This is a genomic window from Pedobacter deserti, from assembly GCF_024436415.1.
In the GTDB taxonomy this organism is placed as follows: domain Bacteria; phylum Bacteroidota; class Bacteroidia; order Sphingobacteriales; family Sphingobacteriaceae; genus Pedobacter; species Pedobacter faecalis.
The window spans coordinates 361,916-386,812 of the sequence record NZ_JAFMZQ010000001.1 but is presented as its reverse complement, the minus strand read 5'-3'; the positions used below and the strand labels follow the sequence as shown (position 1 = coordinate 386,812).

Below are 24,897 nucleotides of genomic sequence, written 5' to 3'. Positions count from 1 at the left end.
GAATTGATGGCGTGTTACTGATGCAAATATCGTTCTTATGGTATTAAATTTGAATAAATGAAACAAAAGAAAATGTATCGGCCTTATATAATGAGAATGATATGATTAACAGCTATAAAAGTATGACGATAAACAGGATAGAGATGAAAAAAATGGGAGTAATTGTGCTTGCGGCATTCATAGGTGGTGCGGCGGCAATTGGCGGCTACAAAATGCTCGAGCCAAAGCAGGATGCGCTATCATTCGAAGAACAACAGAAAGTGATCTTTGCTAATAATCCTAAGTTGTCTTCAGCGGGCACGATAGATTTTGTGGAGGCCGCTGCTGCGGTTTCACCCGCGGTGGTTCACATTAAGACAAGTTATGGAAGCGGCGCTGCGCAACGCAGTGCTTCGCCGTTTGATATGTTTGAAGACTTTTTTGGCGGCAGGGGCGGTAGAAGGATGCCTTCTGTTCCGCGGGCAGCGTCTGGCTCTGGTGTGATATTAACGCCTGATGGTTACATTGTGACCAACAATCACGTGATTGACAATGCATCAAAAATTGAGGTGATTTTATCAGACCGCCGGAAAGTAAGTGCTACAGTGGTTGGTAAGGATGCTAATACGGACCTTGCCTTGATTAAGGTTGAGGCGAACAATCTGCCGGCTGTCAGAATGGGTAACTCGGATAATGTACAGATTGGTGAGTGGGTTTTGGCGGTAGGTTTCCCGCTGGACTTACAGACAACTGTTACCGCAGGGATAGTGAGTGCCAAAGCAAGGAGCATTGGTATACTGGCACAAAACAGGGAAATGACAGAGCAGGAATATGAAGAATATCAGCGCACCGGAAAGGCACCTGTGCCAAGCAGTATTGAATCGTTTATACAGACTGACGCGGCGATCAACCCTGGTAACAGCGGTGGTGCCCTTGTGAACGCTGCCGGAGAATTGATCGGTATCAATGCGGCTATTGCGTCTAGAACTGGAACGAATGAAGGATACGGTTTTGCGATTCCGATTAACCTCGCAAAAAAGATTCTGGATGATTTCAGAAAGTATGGTGCAGTAAAACGTGGTTATATAGGCGTGTCTTTCGCTCCGCTTGACGCTGATCAGGCTGAAAAACTTGACGTAAAAGATATCACCGGGCTATATGTGAGTGAGGTAATGCCGAATAGTGCAGCTGCTGCAGCTGGCTTGCAAAAAGGAGACATCATCAAAAAAGTGGACGGGAATGTCGTTTACGATTCACCTGATCTTCAGGAAAAGATCGGCCGTATGAGTCCAGGTGATAAAGTGCAACTCACTTATTCAAGAAATGGACAAATGAAGAATGTTACTGTAACTCTAAAGGGTGAAAGCAGTGTTGGCGTGAACACTTCAACAGCTTCGGCATCAGGCACGAGGGTAGAGCGTCTGGGCGCATCATTTGCTCCGGCACCTGCCGACATGAAGGCGAAGTTTGGGGTTAAAAATGGAGTGATTGTGACTAATGTGGAACAAGGAAAAGCATTTGATTCGTTCCGGGACCCTAAAGGTTTGGTGATCACCAGCGTGAACGGAAAGCCGGTAAACAGTGCGGGTGATGTAAAGGCTGCTATGTCCAGCTCAGGTACAAACACGATATCAGGGGTGAGTGCCAGAGGTTCGTTCAGCTTCACGTTCTAAGTACCTCTGATTAATTAATTTTTTTGGACGGGAGACTGATTATTGGTCTCCCGTTTTATTTTGCATATACAGCCTAGTTTTAGAATGTTTCTAAATAGCTTATTTCCCGCTATTTTGCCCCGGGTATTTACTAAATAATTCTTTAATTAAATACTTTTGCACAACAGAACTAAAAAATAAATCTTAAATGGCTAGTTTCGGAAACGCACTTTCCTCATCTATAGGGAAGAAATTAATTATGGGCATTACGGGCCTGTTCCTGATCACTTTTTTAATTGTGCACTGCTTTCTCAATTCACTCATATTCGTGAACGATGGTGGACTGACATTTAACATGGGTGCCCATTTTATGGCTACCAACTGGATAATTAGGGCTATGGAGATCGTTTTGTTTGCAGGTTTGCTTCTTCACATCTATCAGGGCTATAATCTTGCAGCGCAGAACCAGGCAGCAAGACCGGTGAAATACGCGGTCACCAACGGGAAGGCCAATAGTAAATGGTATTCCAGATCAATGGGCTTGCTTGGAACGCTTTTATTGATTTTCCTCATTGTTCATATATCGAAATTCTGGGTTGTGTCGCGTTTTACCGGTATCCCGACCACCGATGTGAGGGGGCAGGAAGATTTGTTCGCGGTTATGGTTGAAACATTTAAAAATCCGTGGATTGTGCTGTTATATGTGCTGGCCATGATATCTCTGGCTTATCACTTATTGCATGGGTTTGCTTCGGCTTTTCAGACCTTGGGTTGGAACCATAAAAAGTACTCGCCGATCATAAAGGCTGTTGGTGTGTGGTACTCCATCATCATTTCCCTGCTTTTTGCAGCTATGCCGATTGCAACGCATTTTGGATTTATTAAATAATCGTTGATCTTAAGTTGAATAAAATGGCAGAATTAAATGCACATATACCTGAAGGGGAACTAACTGAGAAGTGGACTAAGCTCCGCTCTTCGATGCCTTTGGTGAATCCGGCCAACAAACGCAGTATTGAAATCATTGTGGTGGGATCTGGACTTGCCGGAGCTTCTGCGGCGGCCACGCTTGCTGAAATGGGATACAAAGTCAAGTGCTTTTGTTTTCAGGACTCGCCAAGACGTGCGCATTCGATTGCAGCGCAAGGCGGAATCAACGCTGCAAAAAATTATCAGAATGATGGGGACAGCGTTTATCGCCTGTTTTATGACACTATAAAGGGTGGCGACTATCGCGCCCGTGAAGCAAACGTACATCGTTTGGCGGAAGTGAGCACGAGCATCATTGACCAATGTGTAGCTCAAGGTGTTCCACTTGCAAGAGAGTATGGCGGTTTGCTTGACAATCGCTCATTTGGTGGTACGCAGGTACAGCGGACGTTTTATGCAGCGGGCCAGACAGGTCAGCAACTTTTGCTTGGCGCCTATAGCGCGCTTGAGCGTCAGGTTGGCATGGGAAAAGTTCAGATGTATTCACGTCATGAAATGCTCGATGTTGTGGTTGTTGACGGCAAAGCCCGCGGTATTATTGCACGTAACCTGCTTACAGGCGAGTTGGAGCGTCATTTTGGCCACGCCGTGCTGTTGTGCAGCGGTGGCTACGGCAACGTATTTTATTTGTCTACGAACGCAATGGGCAGTAACGTGACTGCTGCATGGAAGGCACACAAAAAGGGAGCATTCTTCGGAAATCCTTGCTATACTCAGATTCACCCAACTTGTATCCCGGTGTCGGGCGATCATCAGTCGAAGTTAACCCTGATGTCTGAGTCATTACGTAACGACGGGCGTATCTGGGTTCCTAAGAAAAAAGATGATAACCGCAGACCAACGGATATCCCTGAAGATGAAAGAGATTATTATCTGGAGCGGAGATACCCCGCGTTTGGTAACCTTGTTCCTCGTGACGTTGCATCACGTGCAGCTAAGGAGCGTTGTGATGCAGGTTATGGGGTAGGAAATTCCAAATTAGCTGTTTACCTGGATTTCACCGCAAATACCGAACGTTATGGCAGAATTGAGGCCAATAAACATAATATCCATAATCCGGATAAGGAAACCTGCATGCGTTTGGGCCGGGAAGTAATTAAGGAGAAATATGGTAACCTGTTTGATATGTACGCACAGATCACGGGAGAAAATCCGTATGAGACGCCGATGCGTATTTATCCGGCGGTTCACTATACCATGGGCGGACTATGGGTAGATTATAACCTAATGACTACTGTGCCAGGTCTTTATGCGCTTGGCGAAGCGAATTTCTCTGATCACGGAGCTAATCGTCTTGGTGCATCTGCGCTGATGCAAGGTCTGGCAGACGGCTATTTCGTTATACCGTATACCATTGGTGCTTATCTATCGAAAGAGCTGGCTACCAAACCAATACCGGTTGATCACCCCGCTTTTGTGGAAGCAGAGGCAAATGTGAAGGCGACGCTTGACAAGTTCCTCTCAATCAAAGGAACAAAGTCGGTCGACTATTTCCATAAAAAGCTTGGGAAAATTATGTGGGACAAATGCGGAATGGCGCGTAACGCACAGGGATTGACAGAAGCTATAGCTGAGATACAGCAGTTGCGTAAGGATTTTTGGACTGATTTGCGTGTACCCGGTGAAGCAAATGAGCTCAACACGGAATTGGAAAAGGCCGGGCGTGTTGCGGATTTCATTGAACTCGGAGAGCTCATGTGTATGGATGCGCTGAACAGAAATGAATCTTGCGGTGGTCACTTCCGGGAAGAGTATCAGACGGAGGAAGGTGAGGCGCTTCGCGATGATGAGAATTATTCATATGTGGCCGCCTGGGAATACACAGGTGATGTAACCTTTGCCCTGCATAAAGAGCAACTGGCTTTCGAAAACATTAAGGTTGCACAAAGAAGTTATAAATAGGAGTACCAAATCTCAATATTATGAGTACAGGAAATATGAATTTGACGTTAAAAATCTGGCGTCAGAAAAACAATAAAGCTAAGGGTCAGCTGGTAGATTACAAAGTCTCTGATGTTTCACCGGATATGTCGTTTCTTGAGATGTTTGACGTGCTGAATGAAGATCTTATTGCAAAAGGCGAAGAGCCTGTCGTATTTGATCACGACTGCCGCGAGGGAATCTGCGGCGCCTGCTCAATGTTTATCAATGGAAGGCCGCACGGACCAAAGGAAGGTGTGACGACCTGCCAGTTACATATGCGTTCGTTCAAGGACGGTGACACCATAGTGGTTGAGCCATGGCGCGCGAAGGCTTTTCCGGTTATCAAAGACCTCATGGTTGACCGGTCTTCGTTCGATCGCATCATTGCTTCTGGCGGTTTTATATCGGTGAATACAGGTAATGCCCAGGATGCAAATGCTATTCCTATTCCTAAGTCTCAAGCTGATGCAGCTTTTGAGGCTGCGGCTTGTATTGCCTGCGGAGCCTGTGTAGCCACCTGCAAAAACGCCTCGGCAATGTTGTTCGTGTCAGCAAAAATTTCACAATTGGCGTTGTTACCACAGGGTCAGCCGGAACGTTACAGGAGAGTACAAAGCATGGTAGCGCAAATGGATGCAGAAGGATTCGGTAACTGTACAAATACGGGTGCATGCGAAGTGGAATGCCCCAAAGGCATCTCATTGGAAAACATTGCCAGAATGAACCGAGACTTTTATTCTGCCAAATTTGTATCTGAGGAAGATATTTAATAGTTTTATGCTACGAGACAAGGGAATACATTAATGAAGCCCGGCTTAATATAAGCCGGGCTTTGTTTTGAGGCATTAATTAATTGTTGTCTTCCTTCGCTAAATTGAATGCAATTGGTAGATTAAATTTCACACGTACTGGTTTTCCGTCCTTTGTTCCCGGCTCCCAATTCGGGCTGGACTTGATTAGCCGAACCGCTTCCTCATCAGTTCCATACCCTAGCTTTCGTTCGATTTTTATATTGGCTAGCTGCCCATCAGTTTCCACTATAAAGGAGACGTACACTTTTCCATGCACATTGTGCTGCAGAGCTTCCTGTGGGTATTGAACGGTTCTTTGAATGAACGCAAAAAACTCCTTTATCCCCCCTGGAAATGTAGGTTGTCTATCTATGGTGGTGAATTCATAGACTTTGCCGCCTTCCGTGTTTGTCGTGGAGGAAGATTGAATAGATACATCGCTAGGAGGTTCTGCTACGGTGGTATTTATCTTCTGTTTCGTATATCCACGGATGACTATCTTGCTAAGTCGAGTATATCCCGGTATGATCTGAGAATCTGTGTCCGATCCCTTTATTTCCTTGCTGCTGTCAGCTAAAATGAACTCAACGGGCAAGCTGAATTTTCCATTGGGGAGCTTTGTGTAATCGTCATAGCGTTTCATAACTCGAATGATTTCCTCATCCATGCCAAGGCTAGGCGTCTCAGATGTCTTAGTTATATCAAATAGCTCTCCATCTGTAATGGTAAAATTGATAATACGTGTGCCGGCTTTTCCTTGTTGTGCCGCCAGTGGCGGATAGCGCATAGCTTTCATCATATAAGTATAGAACTCCTTGAAAATGTCTTGGTTGGTTTGCTTAGTCTCCTCTACCCTTACTAGCTGTTGTGCTGCCTTGAGGTTTGGGGCTTGACGCTCGACTGCTGCTACAACCCGCTTAGCTACCGCTATAGGCTGCTCAGCCGGTATTTCATCTGCGATTGCTTTAATCTGTTTGCTCCGCCTTATTGTGGCAGAAGACATCACAAGTGCAATAGCAAATAGTGGAAGGAAAAGGCCGTATTTGATCAGACCAATTTTCCGAGATCTCTCTTTGTGTAACATAAAAATTCTTTTTTTGATTAACGATTTGTTGAAAAAGCTGTTGACCAACTCGCTCTGTGGAATCTTGAATGCGTTACTCAATAGTAACAGCGCATATTGTTCTTTGTCGCCCTGGAATTTTGCAGCGGCCTCATCGGCCAAATATTCATGTATGTTCTGGGCTGCCTTTTTATACAAATATATCACCGGATTGAACCAAAGGAAGGCGGAAACCAGCTCAAAAAATATCAGGTCGGCTGTGTGCCACTGCCTGATATGTACTTCTTCGTGACGGTTGATGGTGCTTAGTCCTGGAAGTGCGGGATCTACCAATTTGGTCCTGAAAAACGAAAAGGCGTTGCCGTCGGATGGACGGCTCAGCAGCTCTTTAACTGAAAGCAAACGTACAGCGAGCCTAATGATCATGAATGCTACCCCGGTAAAATAAATGAGCACAAGCCATTGCCCGAGACCGAATGACTGGGGTTGAGCTTCTGCTAAAGACACCTGGGCGAGATAATCATTAATTTGCACGGCGCCGGTGTATACGGGCTGAACTGCCGGCTGTGATACAAACCACTCTATTCTCAAGAATGGTATAATCACTGAAAAAACGCCAGCAGATAACAGATAAATTCGGTTCAAAGTAAAGTAGGTCTCTTTATCTAGCAAGAGCTTGTAAAAGCCATAAAATACCACCAGGTAAATGTTGACTTGTAGAAGATAGTGTGCCCAGGTCATCTTGGTCGGTTTTTGAGGTCCTTAATCATTTTGAGAATTTCGTCAACATCGTTCAAGTCAAGTTTCTCCTCTTTTACGAAGAACGAGAACATGCTTTCCACGGAGTTTTCAAAGTAACCTCCAAGAAGCTTTTCGGTGGCGTGACGTTTATAATCCTCTTTGCTGATGAGTGGATAATACTTGTGTGACTTGCCAAAGCTCTCGTGGTCTACAAAGCCCTTTGTTTCGAGTATCCGGACGATTGTGGATACGGTATTGTAAGCAGGTTTGGGCTCTGGCAGGTGATCGATGATATCCTTGACGAAGCTCTTCTCGAGCTGCCATAAGATTTGCATGATCTGCTCTTCTGCTTTTGTTAAATCTTTTATTTCCATACAGTCTTATAATTAGGTTACAGACCCGTAACGGCAAACTGCGCAATAAGCCATCAACTAAGTCTTTAGTACAAACGTATAACTAATATTTTAGTTTTTAAAATATTATTAATAATATTTTGTTGTTGAGGTGATTGCAAAAAAAATGGCAGGTATCCACCTGCCAGATTTACTATTAACTAAAAACTAAACTTTACAATTTCTGTGCCGCAGAGCCACCCGGTTACCTAACCGCGGAAGTGCCTGCCTGAACGATCATGTTGTTACTTACGGCCTGCTTGTTCCCAGCGGCCTCTATTTCTCCTACGGTATTTGCGTTGTGAGCTACCAGCGTAAGTATCATTACGATAAACACGGGTACCAGCAACAGCAGGAAGGGTGAAACAGATTGGTAAAGTGGTGACGTTTTCATAATCGTTGAGTTTTGATGAAACAAAGAGAATGAAATAAAAATTGCCACTAAAATCTTTTAGACGAAGCATATATAATTCTAGATGAACAGGTAAAAACGGTAGTTTTGTCGTAAATTGGAACATTTGCCGTATTGGTAGATTAAAATCGCCAGTTCGTCGATGCCCCGAACCCGTTATGAAGAATAAAAGTGCTTTTACCGTTCACCTCATTTTCTGGCTTATGATGGCCATTGTACCCGTTGTTGGTGCAATAGGGCAAAATTTGGGGGGCTATGATATCGTCATCAAATATGGTTACTATGCGGTGATCAACCTCTCGATTTTTTATATCAACTATACCCTGCTCATACCTATGCTGATCCAGGAGCAGAAGCGATATGGAGTGTATGTTTTTGCAATCTTCCTTGTTATTGCCGTCATGGCATTTATTAAGACGTTCCTGGCCAGTCTCAACATCGATCTGGTACTAACACATCGTATGGACGGCAACACCATTATGCGTGAGGACCTGGAGAGCTTTGCGGTAAAGTCTGTCTTCTTTTCCGGCTTTTTTATCGTTGTCAGTTCACTGCTGAAATTCGCTATCGACTGGTTTGGTAATGAAAGCGCACAGCGCAACCTGATGAACGAGAAAAGGGAGATGGAACTTCAGTTTCTGAAATCTCAGCTTAATCCTCATTTCCTCTTTAATTCTTTGAATAATATCTATTCGCTTGCTTACCAAAAGTCTGATAAAACCGCAGACGCGATCCTGAAGCTCTCTGAGATCATGAGATATATGATTTATGAAAGCAACGATAGCTGGGTTTCTCTTAGCAAGGAGATTGAATATGTGCAAAGTTTTATAGAGCTACAGAAATTAAGGTTCAGAGACGGTGCCTACGTAGACATGACGATGAGCGGCGAGATTGATAACCAACGGATCGTCCCTCTTATTCTTATCTCTTTCGTTGAAAATGCGTTTAAGCATGGGGTTGCAAACGATCCCGAAAATCCAATACGGATCAATATTATCGCTAATCAGAAAATATTGCATTTCAGCATTAGCAACAAAAAAAGCCATGGCAACAAAGACAGAATGGGAGGCGTCGGACTAAACAACGTGGAGCGTCGGTTGCAACTGCTCTATCCTGATAGGTACAAGTTAAACATAGTGAATACCGCGACGCACTACACCAGCGAATTAATGCTAGACATATGATCAAATTAAAATGTATTGCGGTTGATGATGAACCGCTCGCCCTTGATATCATTGAAGATTACGTATCCAAGGTGCCCTTTCTTGAACTTGTTACAAGAACGGAGAATGCTATTGAAGCGCTGCAACTTGTTCAGGCTGGTGGCATTGATTTGGTTTTTCTCGATATTCAAATGCCGGAACTTACAGGGATACAGTTCCTAAAAATAGCCAACGCTAAGGCTCACTTCATTCTTACCACCGCTTACTCTGAATATGCACTTGAAAGTTACGATCTCAATGTTTCCGATTACCTGTTAAAACCGATAGCGTTCGATAGGTTTTATAAGGCTGTTGAAAAGGTTCATGCCAAGGCGGCACATGTAAGTCCTGTGCAGGTCATCCAATCGCCCCATCTGCCTGCGGTAAAACCTCCCGCGGCTTCGACTCCTGTGCAGGATTTCATTTTTGTAAAGACCGAACATAAAATTCAGCGAATCGCGCTGGAAGACATCCTATATATCGAAGGGCTTAAGGATTATATCTCTATTTACACAAAGGCAGAACGGGTCATTACATTGCAGAATATGAAAAGGATGGAGGAGACTTTGCCGGCCAATCATTTTATACGTGTGCATAAGTCGTATATCATATCGCTAGACAAGATTGAAAGCATTGAACGGAGCCGAATTTCAATCTGCGGGAAGGTGATTCCCATAGGAGATACATATCGGGACGAATTTTTCAGACGTATCGAAAATAAAAATATCTAGCTGTCGGCGATAACCTGGCGAAGTTGCATTCTGATAGCTGTTTCGGCCTCAGCAACCACCTCTTCCACTGGCCTACCGGCAGGCTCAATTGGAGTCAGTACCGTCCATCGCAACCGTTCGCCAAAGCTGAGCGGATAGGTTCCGTATTGGACGAGCTTCCAGGAGTTTTCTATGGCTACCGGGACAACCAAAGCCTGCGGTACTATCTTGAGCAGGGTTGCAATGCCGCCAACCTGAAATGGTTTTAGCTGACCTGTTTTGGAGCGGGTGCCTTCAGGAAAGATCATTGTTGACCAGTTGTTTTCCTTCATTCGCCGGCCGAGCTTGATGATCTCGGAAATAGCTTGTTTGCTGTCTTTGCGATCAATATTGGCGCCGCCCCCGTATTTCAGGTTATAAGATATGGAAGGGATACCTTTGGTAAGTTCAATTTTTGAAATGAATTTTGCATGATATTTCCTCAGGAACCAGATCAATGCGGGGATGTCGTACATGCTCTGATGGTTGGCAATAAAAATGATCGGCCTGCCCAAAGGGAGTTCATGGTCGTTTCGGAAGCTCACGGAGGCACCCATTAGCAAATCACTATAAGTGAGAAAAAAATTCAGTATATCCACCGATTTCTTATGCGCCTTGTAACCAAACACCCGGTAGCAAATCCATTGTATGGGATGGAATATTAACAGAAATGAAAAAAAGGCAATATAGAATAACGGACTAAAGATGTAGCCTAATACCTTATTCATCATTACAGCTGCCCCTCCAGGAGCATGATCTTGGTTTTCAGTATTGCGGCAACACTCATGCTGTCGGTAATCTGCCCGTTCAATACCATTTGATATACCTCTGAAAAAGGAAGTTTTCGTATAATTAACTGCTCGGTTTCCTCAGGCTCAGCGTCGCCCAGGCTCAACCCTCTGGCTATATAAATAATCGCCAACTCATTGGTTACCGAGTTCGATAAATGCATCCGTTGTATTTCAAGCCAGTCCCCGGCCGTTATTCCGGTCTCTTCCAGCAGTTCACGCTGTGCGCTTATAAGCGGGTCAGTATCGAGGGGGCCGCCGCCTTCCGGAATCTCCCAGCTGTAGGCTTTTAGGGGAAATCTGTACTGACCAACAATCCATGTATTCAATGATTCATCTAAAGGCAAGATGCCAATAGCAAGGTTCTTAAAATGAACCTCGCCGTAAATTCCCTTTCCTCCGGATGGGTTGATCACCTGATGTTCGGTCAGGCCTATCCAGTTATTCTCATAAATCTTATGACTTGCTATAGTAGTCCACGGATTGGTCTCTTCCATGAGTCAAATATAAGAAAACTTAAAAAGGTTCTTCGCCGGAGCCCATGTCTTGTGTTTCAGGCTTCCTGCTTCGTTTTGGCTTGAAATCAGTTTGCCCAAAACGATATGAATAAGTCAGATTGGCCATTGTGCCCTGCATTCTGCGCTTAAAATCGATCGTCGTGTTATCAGCGGTCGTGGTCATGCTCCAGTTTCTGGTATTGAACACATCGCGCACATTCAGGCTAAGCGATGAGCGCTTGTTTTTAAAATCATACTTAGCACCTGCATCAACCGCATACATGGCATTTCTTTTCCCCTGCGACATCACCTCTGGTGCCCTGTAATCTCCTTTTATCTGAAGCGTAACCCCGTAAGGGAGCACGAAATTATTGGTAAGATTAGCATTCCAGCTGAAACCTGATGTTTTTGTCAGACCGAACTCGGGCACCGCATCTATGTGTGCCTGATAAAGGTTCACGTTACCAGTAAAATTCCAAGCCTTAGCTACATCGACACGACCGATAAGCTCTAGTCCGCTGTTGATGCTTCTGGTCAGGTTCTGCGGCGTGGTAAGCGTAACGCCGGGGATCTCCTCATATAAAGTCCGCACCCGTTGGATCACGTCGTTCGTTTGTCTCAGATAAGCACTTGAGGTCAGCGTAACCTTCGACCAGTATTTACTATAGCTTAGTTCAAACGCATGAACATCCTCTGGCCGAAGATTAGGGTTGCCTCGTCTATAGTTCAGCTGATCAGATACATCCAGGAACGGATTGGTGTCCCACCCGCGCGGACGGTTTACACGGCGACTGTAACTGAGTTGAACCTGCTGCTCACCCTTGAATTTCTGCGTCAGGAACACGCTTGGATAGATGCGCGTATAATCTACCTTGCCCGGTGTATAGTTTAACGCGCCGGTATAATCAAAAGTCCCCAGCCTTGTATCTAATCTCGCATCTTCACCTCGCAAACCAATCTGGTAGCCGAAATTGCCCACCTGTTTCCGGAAATTCAGATAGAGCGCGTGCACCTGATCTTTATTGTTAAATTTATTTGTCAGTTGGAGATCGGTATAGTAAACTCCAGTGATCTCATTAAGACGATCCGCATAGGTGGCGTCGTCAGAGATACGTATCTGGCTTCGGTAGCCCGCTTCGAAGGTTCCGGTTTCTCCAATAGGGAGCGTGTAGTCGATTTGCCCAACATAATTTCTGTTGATGCCGCCTCCGTCGGTTTGCAACGGTGCTTCACCATCAGCCCCGAACAACACATCCGTTGAGTAAAATTGGAAATTGTCATTAGTGCCTTCCGAAAAGCTGACGTTAGCCGTCAATTCTTCTTTAGGCCTGCTGAACTTCCGGCTGTAGTCAAGACTGAGATCATAACTGCCTCCCGACCTCGTGTTATCGTTCTTACGGTTGCTCAGGTTAATGGGATCGCCTGAAGCATTAAGTTGGTCTACGCGCAGAAGTTCATCCTGAGTGTTATCCCTTATGTTGAATCCACCAGAAAAACTCAGCACATTCTTTGCGTCAATCGTGTAGTCGACCCCGCCTTTTAAGTTATGATTTTTGTCAAGAGAACGCGAGTCTGTCGTCTGATCGGCAAAACCGGTAATCACATTGCTGCCGTTTATCGTTTCAAGATACGTCACGTTGCTATATCCTCCTCCTAAACGGTTTCCGTAGCGATAACCGTAGTTTCCGTATACATTAATTTTGCCATTTTGGAAACTCAGGCTCGCATTCCCGTTATAATTGTCTCGATTTCCTGCAGTTAAGGCAACAGATCCGTTAAGGCCAAGTTTTTTATTCTTCTTAAGAACAATATTGATGATGCCAGACTGGCCCTCGGCATCGTATTTCGCCGAAGGATTCGTGATAAGCTCCACTGTTTCGATGGAGCTGGCAGGTATCGATTGCAGAATTTGGGCGACATTACCTCCTGCTATTGCAGAAGGCTTACCGTCGATCAGCACACGTACGCCGCTTGAGCCCCTGAGACTTACATTCCCGTCTATGTCCGTTTGTACCGAAGGTACGTTTTGGAGCAGATCAGAGGCCGACCCGCCCTCGCTAACCAAACTTTGATCAACTGAAAATACTTTCTTGTCAATGCCCAGTTGCATAGTAGCCCTTTGTGCGGTAACGTTGACTTCATTCAACACCGTGCCGGCTGATGGTTTCATCTTGATGGTCCCAAGATTCACCGGTGTGGTACCAATAGCGACAGAATCGCGCACCATGGTTTGATACCCTACGTAACTAATTTTGAAAGTATAAATACCGGCAGGAATTCCGACGATGTTCAAATTGCCGTTTGCGTCAGACTGAGCACCCTTCACTACAGCTTTAGTCTGTCTGTTAAGTATAACGGCAGAGGCAAAAGGTACCGTCTCTCCGGTAGAGGCGTCGGTGACCTTAGCAGATATTGAACCATCTGCAGGCGCTTGGGCAAAAGCCTGGACTGCGCCGGCAAAGCAGAATAGTATAAGGAAATGTAATAGTGTCTTAATTGTCTTTTTATTCATCTAGGTCTCCCGTTTGTGTTTTAGAGGGACAAAGAAACGGCCAGTTCGTTTAAAAAAGAAAGCAGTAACTATTTTATTACCGAATCAAGGCATTAATATTAACATTCCGGCAAACTAAGCGGGATATTGGTAGCAAGACCCCCGTCGGAGGTTTCTTTATACTTGGAGTTCATGTCTAAGGCGGTCTCCCACATGGTGTTGACTACGGCATCCAGGCTTACTTTGGCTTTATCCGGGTTACTCTGAAGCGCAAGCTGGCTTGCGGTGATGGCTTTGATAGCACCCATCGTGTTCCGTTCAATGCAGGGAATCTGAACCAGCCCGCCAATCGGATCGCAGGTCAGCCCCAGATGATGTTCCATTGCTATCTCAGCAGCCATCATCACCTGTCGCTGCGATCCTCCGAGGCATTCCGTAAGCGCTGCGGCTGCCATAGCAGACGACACTCCAATTTCTGCCTGACATCCGCCCATTGCAGCCGAAATTGTCGCACCTTTTTTAAAAATGCTTCCTATTTCGGAAGCACAGGCAATAAACTGCGTGATCCTCTCATCCGAAAAGCCATTACAAAAAGTAATGTAGTATTGAAGCACCGCGGGAATCACACCGGCCGCCCCATTCGTAGGTGCGGTAACCACACGGCCGAAAGAAGCATTCTCTTCGTTGACTGCCAATGCAAAGCAGCTTACCCAATCAAGTGTATAATTAAAGCCGTTTCCGCCCGATCTAATGGCTTGTACCCAGCTTTCATAGTCGGTGTAACTCCGCCCGCTCATGAGGCGCTTATTTAAAGCTACCGCCCTGCGTGCTACGCTCAGCCCTCCAGGTAGAAATCCCGGGGTATGGCAGCCACGGTATATGCAGTCCCGCATCACGGTATAGTGTTGTAGAATTCCTTTGCGCGTTTCTGCTTCAGGCCGCCAAGCAAGTTCATTTTCCATTACGACCTCAGACACCTTCAACCCGGTAGTGAGGCACCAGTGTAGCAAGTCCGCCGCTTTTTCAACCGGGAAAGGAAGCTCCACCTGTTCTTTCTCGTTTCTGTCCTCGCCTTCTTTAATAACGAAACCACCGCCAATGGAATAGTAGGTTTCCGATATCGCTCTTCCTGTGTTCAAAAACGCCTGGAAGGTGACTGCATTAGGGTGGAAGGGGAGGCTTTCTGTAAAAAGAAAGATCAGATCGGTCTCATAATCGAAGCTAAGTAATTTTTCTCCTGCCAGCTTAAGTAGCTGGTCGTTCCGGATTGCAGCAATGGTCGAATCAATGGCATTGACATCAAAAGTCACCGGATCGCCGCCAGCTAACCCAAGAAGAATAGCAATATCAGTACCGTGGCCTTTACCTGTTTTAGCAAGCGAGCCATATAAAAGAATCTTTATTTGCTCCACCTGCTCAAGTGCGCCCTGAGTCTTAAGCGAGGTTGTGAATTGCTGTGCAGCGCGCCATGGGCCAAGCGTATGTGAGCTCGACGGACCAATACCAATCTTAAAAATATCAAATACCGAGATCTGTTCCCTTTGCATCCCGCAAAACTAAGCAGTTTTATTGTTATTCCACTCTAAATACTTGCATACAAAAAAGCCTGCAACCAGAAGATGCAGGCTTTTTGTATTTATCTGAAATGATATTACATCATGCCGCCCATGCCGCCGCCGCCCATTGGAGGCATACCAGCACCAGCTGCAGGAGCATCTTCCGGATCGTCCGCTAAAACACACTCAGTTGTCAGCAACATTGCTGCAATAGAGGCTGCGTTTTCGAGTGCTACACGGCCCACTTTGGTCGGGTCGATTACACCAGCAGCGATCAGGTTTTCATAAGCATCTGTACGAGCATTATAACCAAAATCAGCTGTTCCTTCTTTAACCTTTTGTACAACGATTGAACCCTCAATGCCTGCGTTTTGGCAGATCTGACGAAGAGGCTCTTCAACAGCACGCTTCACGATAGCGATACCTGTAGTCTCGTCATCGTTAGCACCTTTCATGCCTTCTAATGACTCGATAGCGCGGATGAAGGCAACACCACCACCAGCTACGATACCTTCTTCAACCGCAGCACGTGTCGCATGTAAAGCATCATCAACGCGATCTTTTTTCTCTTTCATTTCAACCTCAGAAGCCGCACCAACATAAAGTACTGCCACACCGCCAGCCAATTTAGCTAAACGCTCCTGCAGTTTCTCTTTGTCGTAGTCAGATGTAGTTGTTTCAATCTGAGCTTTGATCTGGTTAACGCGGGCTTTGATATCTTCTGTCTGACCAGAGCCATTGATCACCGTTGTATTGTCTTTGTCGACCACAACTTTCTCTGCAGTACCTAAGTAAGACAGGTCCGCGTTTTCAAGTTTATAGCCTCTCTCTTCTGAGATCACCGTACCACCGGTCAGGATAGCGATATCTTCAAGCATCGCCTTTCTGCGATCGCCGAATCCAGGAGCTTTAACAGCAGCAACTTTCAGTGATCCGCGGATCTTGTTAACCACTAGCGTAGCTAAAGCTTCACCATCAAGGTCTTCAGCAATGATCAGCAAAGGTTTGCCAGTCTGCACTTGTTTTTCAAGAACAGGAAGCAATTCTTTCATGTTGCTGATTTTCTTATCATAGATCAGGATGTAAGGATTCTCCAACTCAGCCTCCATTTTGTCGGCATTTGTTACAAAATACGGAGAAAGGTAACCACGATCAAACTGCATACCTTCTACAGTCTTCACTTCAGTTTCTGTACCCTTTGCTTCCTCAACGGTTATTACACCATCTTTGCCGACTTTACCCATGGCTTCAGCGATCAGTGAACCGATCACTTCGTCATTGTTTGCAGAGATTGAGGCAACCTGCTTGATCTTGTTGTTGTCTTCGCCTACAGTCTGCGACTGAGATTTCAGGTTATCAACAATCGCAGCTACCGCCTTATCGATACCACGCTTCAAATCCATAGGATTAGCACCTGCAGCTACGTTTTTGATACCTGCAGTTACGATAGCCTGAGCCAATACAGTTGCGGTAGTAGTTCCATCACCCGCAATATCCGCAGTCTTAGATGCAACTTCTTTCACCATCTGAGCGCCCATATTTTCGATCGGATCTTTAAGTTCGATCTCCTTTGCTACCGTAACACCGTCCTTGGTCACAGCAGGAGAACCGAATTTCTTATCGATAATTACGTTACGTCCTTTTGGACCAAGCGTCACTTTTACTGCGTTTGCCAGGGTATCAACACCTCTCTTAAGCGCATCGCGTGCTTCAACGTTATATTTTACTTGTTTTGCCATTTGTCTTTAAAACTTAAATTAATAAAATGTCCTTAAGATACCACTGCGTAGATGTCAGTCTCACGCATAATTAAATAATCTTTGCCTTCATATGGAAACTCAGTACCGCCATATTTACCATAAATTACCACATCGCCAACCTTAACTGTTGGTTTCTTTCCCTCTGAATCTTCTTCTGACACAGACACTACAGTTCCTTTTGATGGTTTTTCTTTTGCAGTATCAGGAATATAGATCCCTGAAGCTGTCTTTTCTTCTGCCGCAGCAGGCTCAACAATTACTCTGTTGGATGTGCCTGAAATGGGTTTAAGGTTTAAAGCCATAACTTGATATTAATTTATTTTTTTAGTTTAACATTAATGCGCCTCCAGACGCAGCCCTAATATATCAGTTATTATGCCAAGCAAGCTCATTTGCCAAATTTACACGACTATGTCAGCTATGGCCGTGCGCGCCCTGAATTTTTAGTGTCAGAGTGTCATGCAGACATAAAAAAGCCCGATCATTAACTTAATGATCGGGCCCAGTATCGTTGGTTATCTATTATTTAGCAGTATCTCCGGCCGCCGGCGCTGTGTTAGCTGGCTTTAGTCCACTCCCAATAGGAGAAGGGGTTGGTGTCTTATCAAGCTGCTCTTGAATCTTCGAGCTCCCTGCAGATGAACCACCGCCGGATTGAGCTATTGTTGTGATGGATAAACTGATCACTACAATCAGGGCCAGCAGCACCCAGGTGCCTTTTTCAAGAACATCGCCGGTACGTTGCACACCAAACATGTTACTTCCGGCCCCGCCGGTAGCTAAACCGCCACCCTTAGGGTTTTGCACCAAAACAAATAAACCTAGTGCGACGCAAACAACGATCAGCAATATGATTAAAAACACCATAACGTATATTTTTTATATTTTCTTTTCTATAGATTGGATAAGGTCGGCAAAGTAACGGCTTTTTTCCGGAAACATCAAACTTAATTTTTGATAAGTATCAATGGCTTTATCGTAAAGCATCTGCTCAATATATATTTTTGCGAGCGTTTCCGAAACCAGGTCATTGTGGTCTTCGGCACTCTTTTTAGCTTTATTCTCTACATTGATCTGCTCAGGCCGGGGTGGAGTAATCTGAGGCTCGCTTTTAATAAAGTTTTCAATGATCTCATCCCCCTTATGTCTCCTTTGTGCTGCAGGTGCTGGCCTATCATCATCCACCATCGGCCCCTGCAGGTGAAAAATATGCTCCACATACTGCTGTTGCAAAGGGCCGGCTGACGCAGTTGCTTTCGCTCCGCCTGAGGCATCCTGTCGCGGCGCTGCATAAGGCTGAAAGATCTGCTCATGCTCTTTCCTTGTTTTGGCCAGCCACCATAGAAAGGTATAAGGAAGACGGTCATCGTCATACTTACTAATTACTGTGTCCTGCTCCAGTTCAGCTTCAATGGAATATTCTTCAATTTCAGGAGCTTCCGGCTGGGCTTCCGCGCTAGCGGGCTCCGGTTTGAAATTCTCCTGAAAAGCAAAAAAATCCGACGTTACGATGTTTTCCAGCATTGGATCCGCCTTACTAACGCCTTCAGGCAGGCTGTCGGCAATATCATCGCTTTCGGCCGATTGGAAGGAATGAATATCTACCTCAGCAATTTCTTCATATACCTCGTCAATAACATCCGTCTCAGCAAGTTCTGTTTTAAGTTGTTCCGGCTGCGCCTTTTCTGAAACAAAGCTAAAGTTACGCAGCTGATCCGGGTTGTAGATTATATCGTGTACCAAAGCCCCTCCATTATAGAGCGCTGCGGTCGCAAGCTGGCTGTTGTGGATTGACCGGCCCGAAGTAGCTTTCGCAAGCAAAAGGTGGGTAGCCCGGAAATACGGATACCGACTAACGAATGCTTGTAGCCCATCAACATCATCTCGAGCCGCTTGTCCGGGATTGTCTATCAGCCGCCCAAAGTCAAGATGGTTATATGCTTCCTCCTCTACCATTGCGCAAAAGCTGCATTAAAAATATCCTCAGTTAGCTGTGCGGTGACATCCCTAATGATAGCGGTTTCCTGTACCTGCGGGTTGCCCTGGGGCTTATAGTCCTTATACCGTTCAAATGACTGCTCAAAACTTTGCTGCGGATTCAGGTTGTTCGTGTACTTTACCTGCACACGAATAGAAAGTCTGTTGGCACCTGCCAGCGCTTGGTTGCCTCTTCCTGTGTTGTTATTGTCCTGGAGTGCCACAGGCCTGATATCGTAGCCGGTTATGTTTCCTGAAAACACCGCATGCGCATCGTTAGGGGTTATGCTTAGGGAGGTCTGGTTCCTGATTCGTGTTTTTAATTCCTCGGTAAACTGGGAGCTTAACGATGCAACCACCAGGGGCGCATTGTTCTCAAATACCAGTACATTCACAGTCTTCATGTCCGGCGGTATAGACGCGCCGTTGAGGCCTATTTTACAACCGGCCACAACCAACAAAACAACAATAGCACACAAATATCTCATGGTATAACCTTATAAGTTCAGTTCTTTAATTTTCCTGTATAGGGTACGCTCAGATATGCCAAGCTCCTGCGCAGCAAATTTGCGCTTCCCTTTATGCTTTTTTAGTGCCTTTTTTATCAGGTCAGACTCCTTTTCAAGCAGTGACAGCGATTCCTCCACTTCTTCGGCCTCGTGCGTAAAATTATAGTCTACAGGACCTGGCTGCATCGGTTTCTGTATGGTCATCGCAGGCTCCAGTCCCATAGGTTGGTCTACCTCCCTGTACAACTGATTGATATAATGCGGATTCTCAGCGACGATATGTGACGTATTGCCCCCACTTTGAATAATCTCGGCGACCAGCTTTTTAAGCTCCATCATATCCTTTTTCATGTCAAACAAAACCTTGTAGAGAATGTCGCGCTCAGAAAAATCGTCCCCGCCGCCCTTGTTTCCTATTGCCATTGGCAAATTGGCCCCACTTTCATTTGGAATATAATTGAGCAGCGCGGTGCCATTTACATCACGGTCCTTTTCCAGAACACAAACCTGTTCGGCGATGTTTTTAAGTTGCCTGACGTTACCAGGCCAGCTGTAATTCGTAAGAATCTGAATAGCGTCCGGCTCCAGATGAATGCCAGGGCTACGGTACTTATCACTAAAGTCGGCCGAAAACTTCCTGAACAACAGATAGATGTCTTCTTTACGCTCATGCAAGGCCGGAATACGCAGCGGGACGGTATTTAGCCTGTAATAAAGGTCTTCACGGAACTTGCCCGATCTTACCCGCTCATACACATCAACGTTCGTAGCAGCTATAATGCGTACATCAGTTTTTTGTACTTTCGACGAGCCGACCCTCAGGTATTCCCCGCTTTCCAAAACCCGGAGCAGGCGTGCCTGAGTACCAAGCGGCAATTCAGCTACCTCATCCAAAAATATAGTCCCCCCGTTTGCTACCTCAAAATAACCCTTGCGCGCTTCATGAGCGCCGGTAAAAGAGCCTTTTTCATGGCCAAAAAGTTCCGAATCAATCGTTCCCTCAGGTATTGCGCCACAGTTTACCGCGATAAAAGTTCCGTGCTTCCGTGCGCTCATATGATGGATGATGTGCGAGAACACTTCTTTACCGCTTCCGCTTTCACCGGTAATCAGCACAGACATATCTGTAGGCGCCACCTGTCTGGCAATATCTATGGCCCGATTGAGCAGCGGAGAATTCCCTATAATACCAAAACGGTTCTTTATATCTTGTACATCCATGTGTCTAATCTAAATTAATGCTGTGCCAAGCAAGGTAGCTGATGTGCAGCGGTCTACCTGCACATATACGTACTGTCCGGCCTCAATGCCGTCAGTGGCAGGGAATACCACCATCGCATTCTGGTCGTTCCTGCCGCAAAGATCCTTTTCCGACTTTTTTGACGGGCCTTCAACCAGCACTCTCACCGTCTTTCCCACGAATTGCTGCAAGCGGAACAGCGAAGATTCCTGCTGTTTTACCAAAATCTCGCTCAGCCTTCTTTTTTTCACCTCTTCCGGAACATCGTCAGTGAGTTTACGTGCCGCCAGCGTTCCCGGACGTTCCGAATAACAGAACATGAAGCCATAGTCATACCTCACATAATCCATCATACTTAACGTATCCTGATGTTCTTCTTCAGTTTCCGTGCAAAAACCAGCAATGATATCTGTAGAAATTGCACAGTCAGGAATGATCGTTCTTATCGCGTCGATGCGGTTCATATACCACTCACGTGTATACGTCCTGTTCATCAGTTCAAGGATACGTGTATTGCCCGACTGCACAGGCAAATGAATATAATTACAAATATTGTCATGCCGCGCTATAGTATAAAGCACCTCGTCCGTGATATCTTTAGGATGGGAGGTCGAGAACCGAACACGAAGGTCCGGGCTTACCAGAGCTACCATTTCCAGGAGTTGTGCAAAATTGACAATACCGTTCCACTTATAGGAGTCTACATTCTGACCCAGCAGCGTCACCTCCTTATAGCCCTGGCTAACAAGTTCCCGGGCTTCTGCCACAACCGACTCCGGATCCCGGCTCCTTTCCCGGCCTCTGGTGAAGGGGACAACACAGAAAGAACACATGTTGTCACAGCCGCGCATAATCGATATGAACGCGGTTATCCCGTTGCCGTTCAGCCGTACCGGACTGATGTCCGCATAGGTCTCCTCGCGCGACAGCAACACATTGATTGCCTTCTGGCCTTCTTCAACCTGTCCGATCAATTGAGGGAGGTCGCGGTAAGCATCAGGACCAACAACCACATCAACAAGCTTTTCCTCTTCTAAAAACTTCGATTTAAGACGTTCAGCCATACAGCCAAGTACGCCTACAATCAGCTTTGGATTACGTCGTTTTACCGCGCCAAACTGCGACAGTCTGTTGCGAACCCGCTGCTCCGCATTCTCGCGGATAGAACAGGTGTTGATAAACACTACGTCAGCTTCCTGATAGTCACCGGTAGTTTCAAAGCCCTGATCAAATAATATCGAAGCGACGATTTCGCTGTCTGCAAAATTCATCTGGCAGCCATAACTTTCGATATACAGTTTTCGTCCATTGCGCGAACGCGGCGGCTCGATGACTAAAGCCTCACCCTGCCTCGCTTCATCATGTGTCTTGTCTGTCAGCTGTAAATCAATCATAATGGTTTTTAGATATTGAAAAGTTCAAAAATACAAAAAAATAATTGCAAATGACAAAGTGGCAGAGACCAAAGATTTGTAGATTTACAGCATGGCGGAAGAAATAGATTGGAGCGACTTTGAAAAGGTGGAATTAAGAGCAGGAACCATACTGGAGGTATATGATTTTCCCGAGGCTAGGAAACCTGCGTATAAAGTAAAGGTCGACTTTGGCGACTTTGGTGTTAAAATGAGCAGCGCACAGATTACAAGCCACTACCAGAAGCATGAACTGATCGGCAGGCAGATCGTTGGCGTTATTAATTTTCCAAAGAAGCAGATTGGGAAGTTCATGTCTGAATTTCTGGTGACCGGCTTCGCAGATGAGCATGGAGATATCGTACTAACCACCCTGCTTGGCAAAGTCCCCAACGGATCAAAAATGGCTTGATGGTCTGGCTACGGTATAACTTATATTCTTTGCCTGGCTTTAACTTCGAGGTAACGGTTCACCACGTTAACCGTGAGGTTTTTAGGCTGGGTGAGTATACTGAGTATGCCGTGTCTGGCCAATTCCATCACCATTAGTTTCTTCTCATAAGCAAATTTCTCCGCTATGGTCTGGATATAGATGTCCTCCACTGTAGAGGCCGGGTCCATGATAAGCTGGTGTAATTCCGTGTTCTCAAAAAAGACTACCAGCAGTAAATGGTGTCTCGCCAGGCGCTGTAGATAAGGGAGCTGGCGCTTCAAGGCCGACATACTTTCAAAATTCGTGAAAAAGATAAGCAGACTGCGCTGTTTTATCGTTTGCCTTACATTTGTATAAAGTGCCTCGATGTTTAGCTCGAGGTACCTGGTTTGCTCTCTATAGAGCATAGCCATAATCTTCCCAAGCTGTACAGGCTTCCTGTCTGCTGCAAGCACACTACCCGACTGTTCCGCCACGGTGATCAATCCGGCTCTATCTTGCTTAACCATTGCAACGCTCGACAAGACCAGGCTGGCGTTGATGGCATAGTCGAGCAGTGTCATACCTTCAAATGGCATTTTCATACTGCGCGACTTATCAATTAAGCAGTAAACATGCTGGGCTTTTTCATCCGTGTAGGCATTCACCATCAATTCCCCTCTTCTCGCAGTGGCTTTCCAGTTAACAGTACGGTAATCGTCGCCCTTAACATAGGTTCTCGTCTGATCAAATTCCAGACTATGGCCCACACGCCTGATCTTTTTAATGCCGATCTCACTCAAACGGTCAGATATTGCCATGAGTTCATATTTTCTTAAATGCAGGAACGATGGGTATACCGCAACCGCGGTGTCCTCACCAAAATTGAACCTTCTCACAATCAAACCGAGGGGTGAACGTAAGAACAGACGGACCCGCCCAAAAACATATTCTCCCCTCGTAGTTGGCCTGAGAAGATATTGTATATGCTTTTTTTCGCCAGCAGTTAAAATGGTCTCGAACCAAAGATCACGCTTTTGGAACTGAGCGGGTATTTCGTCGATGATTCCCACCTTAACCCGGAAGGTATAAAAGTTCTCCAGATAGATCGATAGCTCATTTTCATCGCCATTACTTAGTCGCTCGGGGAGCTCCCTGACCACGAAAATCGTTTTGCGCTGAGCATAAAGTAATATGAAGTCTGCCGCTATCAAAATAATAAACACCAAGAACAACAATTCCGGCAGCCGGCTCAGGGCGGGGAGGAAGAATGTTAGCAGGAACAGCATTGCTGTACAAGCTATCCCCGCATAGAGTCGCCTGCTCAGGAAGAGGTCCTGATAGTACCTGATAAAAATTTCCTTGAGCTGCACACGCATCGGTTATCGGGGTACCTCTATTTTTTGAATGATCTGTGCAACTACGTCTGCCGCAGTAAGCCCTTCCATCTCCTTGTCGGGTGTAAGTAAGATGCGGTGTGCAAGCACCGGTGCAGCCACGCGGATCACGTCGTCCGGTGTTACAAAATCGCGACCATTCATCGCGGCAAAGGCTTTGGCGCTGTTCACCATAGCCAGCGAGGCGCGCGGCGACGCGCCGAGATAAAGCGATTTGTTGATGCGCGTTTCATGCGTAATGGCCGCAATATATTCCAGAAGTTTAGGTTCTACATGCAGCGACCTGATTACGGCACGGCTGGCCATGACTTGTGCGATGCTGAGTACCGGATGTACCGCGGCAAGTTGCTCCTCAAGCTTTTGCTGATGCTGGTTCACCAGTATGGCCGTCTCCTCCTCAAGTGTTGGGTATCCCACCACAATCTTGAATAGGAAGCGGTCAAGCTGTGCCTCAGGCAATCGGTAAGTACCTTCCTGTTCCACAGGATTTTGTGTAGCCAGAACCAGGAATGGTTCTTCCATCGGGTGCGTAGTTCCGTCTACCGTGACCTGCCGTTCTTCCATCACTTCAAAAAGCGCAGACTGGGTCTTTGCCGGCGCCCGGTTTATTTCGTCAACCAGGATAATATGGCCAAAAACAGGCCCTTTGCGGTACTCAAAAGAAGCAGTACGCGGATCAAAAACTGAAGTTCCTATAACATCAGACGGCATCAGGTCTGGCGTAAACTGTATCCTTGAAAAACAAGCATCGATGCTTCTTGCTACAAGTTTGGCACTGAGTGTTTTCGCTACACCCGGCACCCCTTCCAAAAGAATATGCCCATCGGCGAGAAGTCCGGCGATTAAAAAGTCAATCACCTCTTGCTGACCTACAATCACTCTGCTTAAGCTAGACCTGATCTGGCTCACGGCTTCCTTAAGCTGCGTTAAATCTGTTCTTTGCTGATATACTTCCTCCATTGCT

The 24,897-nt window shown here is 45.9% G+C and carries 23 protein-coding genes; 7 read left to right on the top strand and 16 right to left on the bottom strand.

Going from position 1 to position 24,897, the window contains the following annotated elements; all coding sequences use genetic code 11:
• Positions 1-143 precede the first annotated feature (143 nt).
• The 4 genes from J3P40_RS01820 (at position 144) to J3P40_RS01805 (ending at position 5,314) form a co-directional block, all read left to right on the top strand.
• Positions 144-1,652 carry a Do family serine endopeptidase gene (locus J3P40_RS01820; protein ID WP_256002235.1) on the top strand — a complete coding sequence of 503 codons (1,509 nt, stop codon included), beginning with the start codon at positions 144-146 and terminating at the stop codon, positions 1,650-1,652.
• A gap of 187 nt (positions 1,653-1,839) precedes the next feature.
• Positions 1,840-2,520, top strand: a complete 681-nt coding sequence (locus tag J3P40_RS01815; RefSeq protein ID WP_256002233.1) for a succinate dehydrogenase cytochrome b subunit — start codon at positions 1,840-1,842, stop codon at positions 2,518-2,520.
• A gap of 23 nt (positions 2,521-2,543) precedes the next feature.
• Positions 2,544-4,523: a fumarate reductase/succinate dehydrogenase flavoprotein subunit gene (locus tag J3P40_RS01810; RefSeq protein WP_256002230.1), complete on the top strand. Its 1,980-nt coding sequence runs from the start codon at positions 2,544-2,546 to the stop codon at positions 4,521-4,523.
• Positions 4,524-4,543: 20 nt separating this feature from the next.
• Positions 4,544-5,314: a succinate dehydrogenase/fumarate reductase iron-sulfur subunit gene (locus J3P40_RS01805; protein WP_256002227.1), complete on the top strand. Its 771-nt coding sequence runs from the start codon at positions 4,544-4,546 to the stop codon at positions 5,312-5,314.
• 79 nt (positions 5,315-5,393) lie between these two features.
• Here J3P40_RS01805 and J3P40_RS01800 read toward each other — a convergent pair whose 3' ends face one another.
• The 3 genes from J3P40_RS01800 to J3P40_RS01790 form a co-directional block, all read right to left on the bottom strand.
• Positions 5,394-7,139, bottom strand: coding sequence for a M56 family metallopeptidase (locus tag J3P40_RS01800; RefSeq protein ID WP_256002224.1), 1,746 nt, complete (start codon positions 7,137-7,139; stop codon positions 5,394-5,396).
• Complete coding sequence (locus tag J3P40_RS01795) at positions 7,136-7,513, bottom strand: BlaI/MecI/CopY family transcriptional regulator (RefSeq protein ID WP_256002221.1); 378 nt, start codon at positions 7,511-7,513, stop codon at positions 7,136-7,138. The genes J3P40_RS01800 and J3P40_RS01795 overlap by 4 nt, the downstream gene beginning before the upstream one ends.
• Before the next feature lie 223 nt (positions 7,514-7,736).
• Positions 7,737-7,925 (bottom strand): hypothetical protein, encoded by a 189-nt coding sequence (locus tag J3P40_RS01790; RefSeq protein WP_256002219.1) that lies wholly within the window; start codon positions 7,923-7,925, stop codon positions 7,737-7,739.
• A gap of 176 nt (positions 7,926-8,101) precedes the next feature.
• Between J3P40_RS01790 and J3P40_RS01785 the strand changes: the two genes are divergently transcribed.
• Together J3P40_RS01785 and J3P40_RS01780 are read left to right on the top strand one after the other, a co-directional pair.
• Positions 8,102-9,127 (top strand): sensor histidine kinase, encoded by a 1,026-nt coding sequence (locus J3P40_RS01785; RefSeq protein WP_256002215.1) that lies wholly within the window; start codon positions 8,102-8,104, stop codon positions 9,125-9,127.
• Complete coding sequence (locus J3P40_RS01780; protein WP_256002212.1) at positions 9,124-9,876, top strand: LytR/AlgR family response regulator transcription factor; 753 nt, start codon at positions 9,124-9,126, stop codon at positions 9,874-9,876. Before J3P40_RS01785 ends, J3P40_RS01780 begins: the two co-directional genes overlap by 4 nt.
• Here J3P40_RS01780 and J3P40_RS01775 read toward each other — a convergent pair.
• From J3P40_RS01775 to miaB, 11 genes are all read right to left on the bottom strand, one after another.
• Positions 9,873-10,622, bottom strand: coding sequence for a lysophospholipid acyltransferase family protein (locus tag J3P40_RS01775; protein WP_256002209.1), 750 nt, complete (start codon positions 10,620-10,622; stop codon positions 9,873-9,875). The genes J3P40_RS01780 and J3P40_RS01775 overlap by 4 nt on opposite strands.
• A 2-nt stretch (positions 10,623-10,624) precedes the next feature.
• Complete coding sequence (locus J3P40_RS01770; protein WP_256002206.1) at positions 10,625-11,179, bottom strand: NUDIX domain-containing protein; 555 nt, start codon at positions 11,177-11,179, stop codon at positions 10,625-10,627.
• Positions 11,180-11,198: 19 nt separating this feature from the next.
• Positions 11,199-13,691 (bottom strand): TonB-dependent receptor, encoded by a 2,493-nt coding sequence (locus tag J3P40_RS01765; protein WP_256002203.1) that lies wholly within the window; start codon positions 13,689-13,691, stop codon positions 11,199-11,201.
• Positions 13,692-13,789: 98 nt separating this feature from the next.
• Positions 13,790-15,217: an L-serine ammonia-lyase gene (locus J3P40_RS01760; RefSeq protein WP_256002200.1), complete on the bottom strand. Its 1,428-nt coding sequence runs from the start codon at positions 15,215-15,217 to the stop codon at positions 13,790-13,792.
• A 104-nt stretch (positions 15,218-15,321) separates the two neighbouring features.
• Positions 15,322-16,965: a chaperonin GroEL gene (gene groL / locus J3P40_RS01755; protein ID WP_256002197.1), complete on the bottom strand. Its 1,644-nt coding sequence runs from the start codon at positions 16,963-16,965 to the stop codon at positions 15,322-15,324.
• A gap of 32 nt (positions 16,966-16,997) precedes the next feature.
• Complete coding sequence (locus J3P40_RS01750) at positions 16,998-17,288, bottom strand: co-chaperone GroES (protein WP_256002194.1); 291 nt, start codon at positions 17,286-17,288, stop codon at positions 16,998-17,000.
• 220 nt (positions 17,289-17,508) lie between these two features.
• The gene (secG, locus tag J3P40_RS01745; protein ID WP_256002174.1) at positions 17,509-17,853 is read right to left on the bottom strand and encodes a preprotein translocase subunit SecG; all 345 of its coding nucleotides are present in this window, start codon (positions 17,851-17,853) and stop codon (positions 17,509-17,511) included.
• Between the two features lie 12 nt (positions 17,854-17,865).
• Positions 17,866-18,942 carry a DUF8458 domain-containing protein gene (locus tag J3P40_RS01740; RefSeq protein WP_256002170.1) on the bottom strand — a complete coding sequence of 359 codons (1,077 nt, stop codon included), beginning with the start codon at positions 18,940-18,942 and terminating at the stop codon, positions 17,866-17,868.
• Positions 18,936-19,451: an LptE family protein gene (locus J3P40_RS01735; RefSeq protein ID WP_256002168.1), complete on the bottom strand. Its 516-nt coding sequence runs from the start codon at positions 19,449-19,451 to the stop codon at positions 18,936-18,938. Before J3P40_RS01735 ends, J3P40_RS01740 begins: the two co-directional genes overlap by 7 nt.
• A gap of 9 nt (positions 19,452-19,460) precedes the next feature.
• Positions 19,461-20,693, bottom strand: coding sequence for a sigma-54 interaction domain-containing protein (locus J3P40_RS01730; protein WP_256002164.1), 1,233 nt, complete (start codon positions 20,691-20,693; stop codon positions 19,461-19,463).
• Positions 20,694-20,702: 9 nt separating this feature from the next.
• Positions 20,703-22,106 (bottom strand): tRNA (N6-isopentenyl adenosine(37)-C2)-methylthiotransferase MiaB, encoded by a 1,404-nt coding sequence (gene miaB / locus J3P40_RS01725; protein WP_256002138.1) that lies wholly within the window; start codon positions 22,104-22,106, stop codon positions 20,703-20,705.
• Between the two features lie 91 nt (positions 22,107-22,197).
• Between miaB and J3P40_RS01720 the strand changes: the two genes are divergently transcribed.
• Entirely contained in the window at positions 22,198-22,536 is a 339-nt protein-coding gene (locus tag J3P40_RS01720; RefSeq protein ID WP_256002136.1) for a tRNA-binding protein, read from the top strand.
• A 20-nt stretch (positions 22,537-22,556) separates the two neighbouring features.
• On the opposite strand, the gene J3P40_RS01715 is transcribed toward J3P40_RS01720, so the two are convergent.
• Positions 22,557-23,915: a DUF58 domain-containing protein gene (locus J3P40_RS01715; RefSeq protein WP_256002134.1), complete on the bottom strand. Its 1,359-nt coding sequence runs from the start codon at positions 23,913-23,915 to the stop codon at positions 22,557-22,559.
• A 3-nt stretch (positions 23,916-23,918) separates the two neighbouring features.
• Positions 23,919-24,893 carry an AAA family ATPase gene (locus J3P40_RS01710; protein ID WP_256002133.1) on the bottom strand — a complete coding sequence of 325 codons (975 nt, stop codon included), beginning with the start codon at positions 24,891-24,893 and terminating at the stop codon, positions 23,919-23,921.
• Between the last annotated feature and the right edge of the window lie 4 nt (positions 24,894-24,897).

Bases quoted from the DNA above. Each gene is read 5' to 3' on its own strand.
- J3P40_RS01800 (WP_256002224.1), bottom strand. From the start codon at position 7,139: ATGACCTGGGCACACTATCTTCTACAAGTCAACATTTACCTGGTGGTA.
- J3P40_RS01715 (WP_256002134.1), bottom strand. From the start codon at position 23,915: ATGCGTGTGCAGCTCAAGGAAATTTTTATCAGGTACTATCAGGACCTC.
- J3P40_RS01820 (WP_256002235.1), top strand. From the start codon at position 144: ATGAAAAAAATGGGAGTAATTGTGCTTGCGGCATTCATAGGTGGTGCG.
- J3P40_RS01720 (WP_256002136.1), top strand. From the start codon at position 22,198: ATGGCGGAAGAAATAGATTGGAGCGACTTTGAAAAGGTGGAATTAAGA.
- J3P40_RS01740 (WP_256002170.1), bottom strand. From the start codon at position 18,942: ATGGTAGAGGAGGAAGCATATAACCATCTTGACTTTGGGCGGCTGATA.
- J3P40_RS01810 (WP_256002230.1), top strand. From the start codon at position 2,544: ATGGCAGAATTAAATGCACATATACCTGAAGGGGAACTAACTGAGAAG.
- J3P40_RS01790 (WP_256002219.1), bottom strand. From the start codon at position 7,925: ATGAAAACGTCACCACTTTACCAATCTGTTTCACCCTTCCTGCTGTTG.
- J3P40_RS01785 (WP_256002215.1), top strand. From the start codon at position 8,102: ATGAAGAATAAAAGTGCTTTTACCGTTCACCTCATTTTCTGGCTTATG.
- J3P40_RS01775 (WP_256002209.1), bottom strand. From the start codon at position 10,622: ATGAATAAGGTATTAGGCTACATCTTTAGTCCGTTATTCTATATTGCC.
- J3P40_RS01710 (WP_256002133.1), bottom strand. From the start codon at position 24,893: ATGGAGGAAGTATATCAGCAAAGAACAGATTTAACGCAGCTTAAGGAA.
- J3P40_RS01735 (WP_256002168.1), bottom strand. From the start codon at position 19,451: ATGAGATATTTGTGTGCTATTGTTGTTTTGTTGGTTGTGGCCGGTTGT.
- miaB (WP_256002138.1), bottom strand. From the start codon at position 22,106: ATGATTGATTTACAGCTGACAGACAAGACACATGATGAAGCGAGGCAG.
- J3P40_RS01805 (WP_256002227.1), top strand. From the start codon at position 4,544: ATGAGTACAGGAAATATGAATTTGACGTTAAAAATCTGGCGTCAGAAA.
- J3P40_RS01760 (WP_256002200.1), bottom strand. From the start codon at position 15,217: ATGCAAAGGGAACAGATCTCGGTATTTGATATTTTTAAGATTGGTATT.
- J3P40_RS01780 (WP_256002212.1), top strand. From the start codon at position 9,124: ATGATCAAATTAAAATGTATTGCGGTTGATGATGAACCGCTCGCCCTT.
- J3P40_RS01770 (WP_256002206.1), bottom strand. From the start codon at position 11,179: ATGGAAGAGACCAATCCGTGGACTACTATAGCAAGTCATAAGATTTAT.
- J3P40_RS01815 (WP_256002233.1), top strand. From the start codon at position 1,840: ATGGCTAGTTTCGGAAACGCACTTTCCTCATCTATAGGGAAGAAATTA.
- J3P40_RS01730 (WP_256002164.1), bottom strand. From the start codon at position 20,693: ATGGATGTACAAGATATAAAGAACCGTTTTGGTATTATAGGGAATTCT.
- J3P40_RS01750 (WP_256002194.1), bottom strand. From the start codon at position 17,288: ATGGCTTTAAACCTTAAACCCATTTCAGGCACATCCAACAGAGTAATT.
- secG (WP_256002174.1), bottom strand. From the start codon at position 17,853: ATGGTGTTTTTAATCATATTGCTGATCGTTGTTTGCGTCGCACTAGGT.
- J3P40_RS01765 (WP_256002203.1), bottom strand. From the start codon at position 13,691: ATGAATAAAAAGACAATTAAGACACTATTACATTTCCTTATACTATTC.
- J3P40_RS01795 (WP_256002221.1), bottom strand. From the start codon at position 7,513: ATGGAAATAAAAGATTTAACAAAAGCAGAAGAGCAGATCATGCAAATC.
- groL (WP_256002197.1), bottom strand. From the start codon at position 16,965: ATGGCAAAACAAGTAAAATATAACGTTGAAGCACGCGATGCGCTTAAG.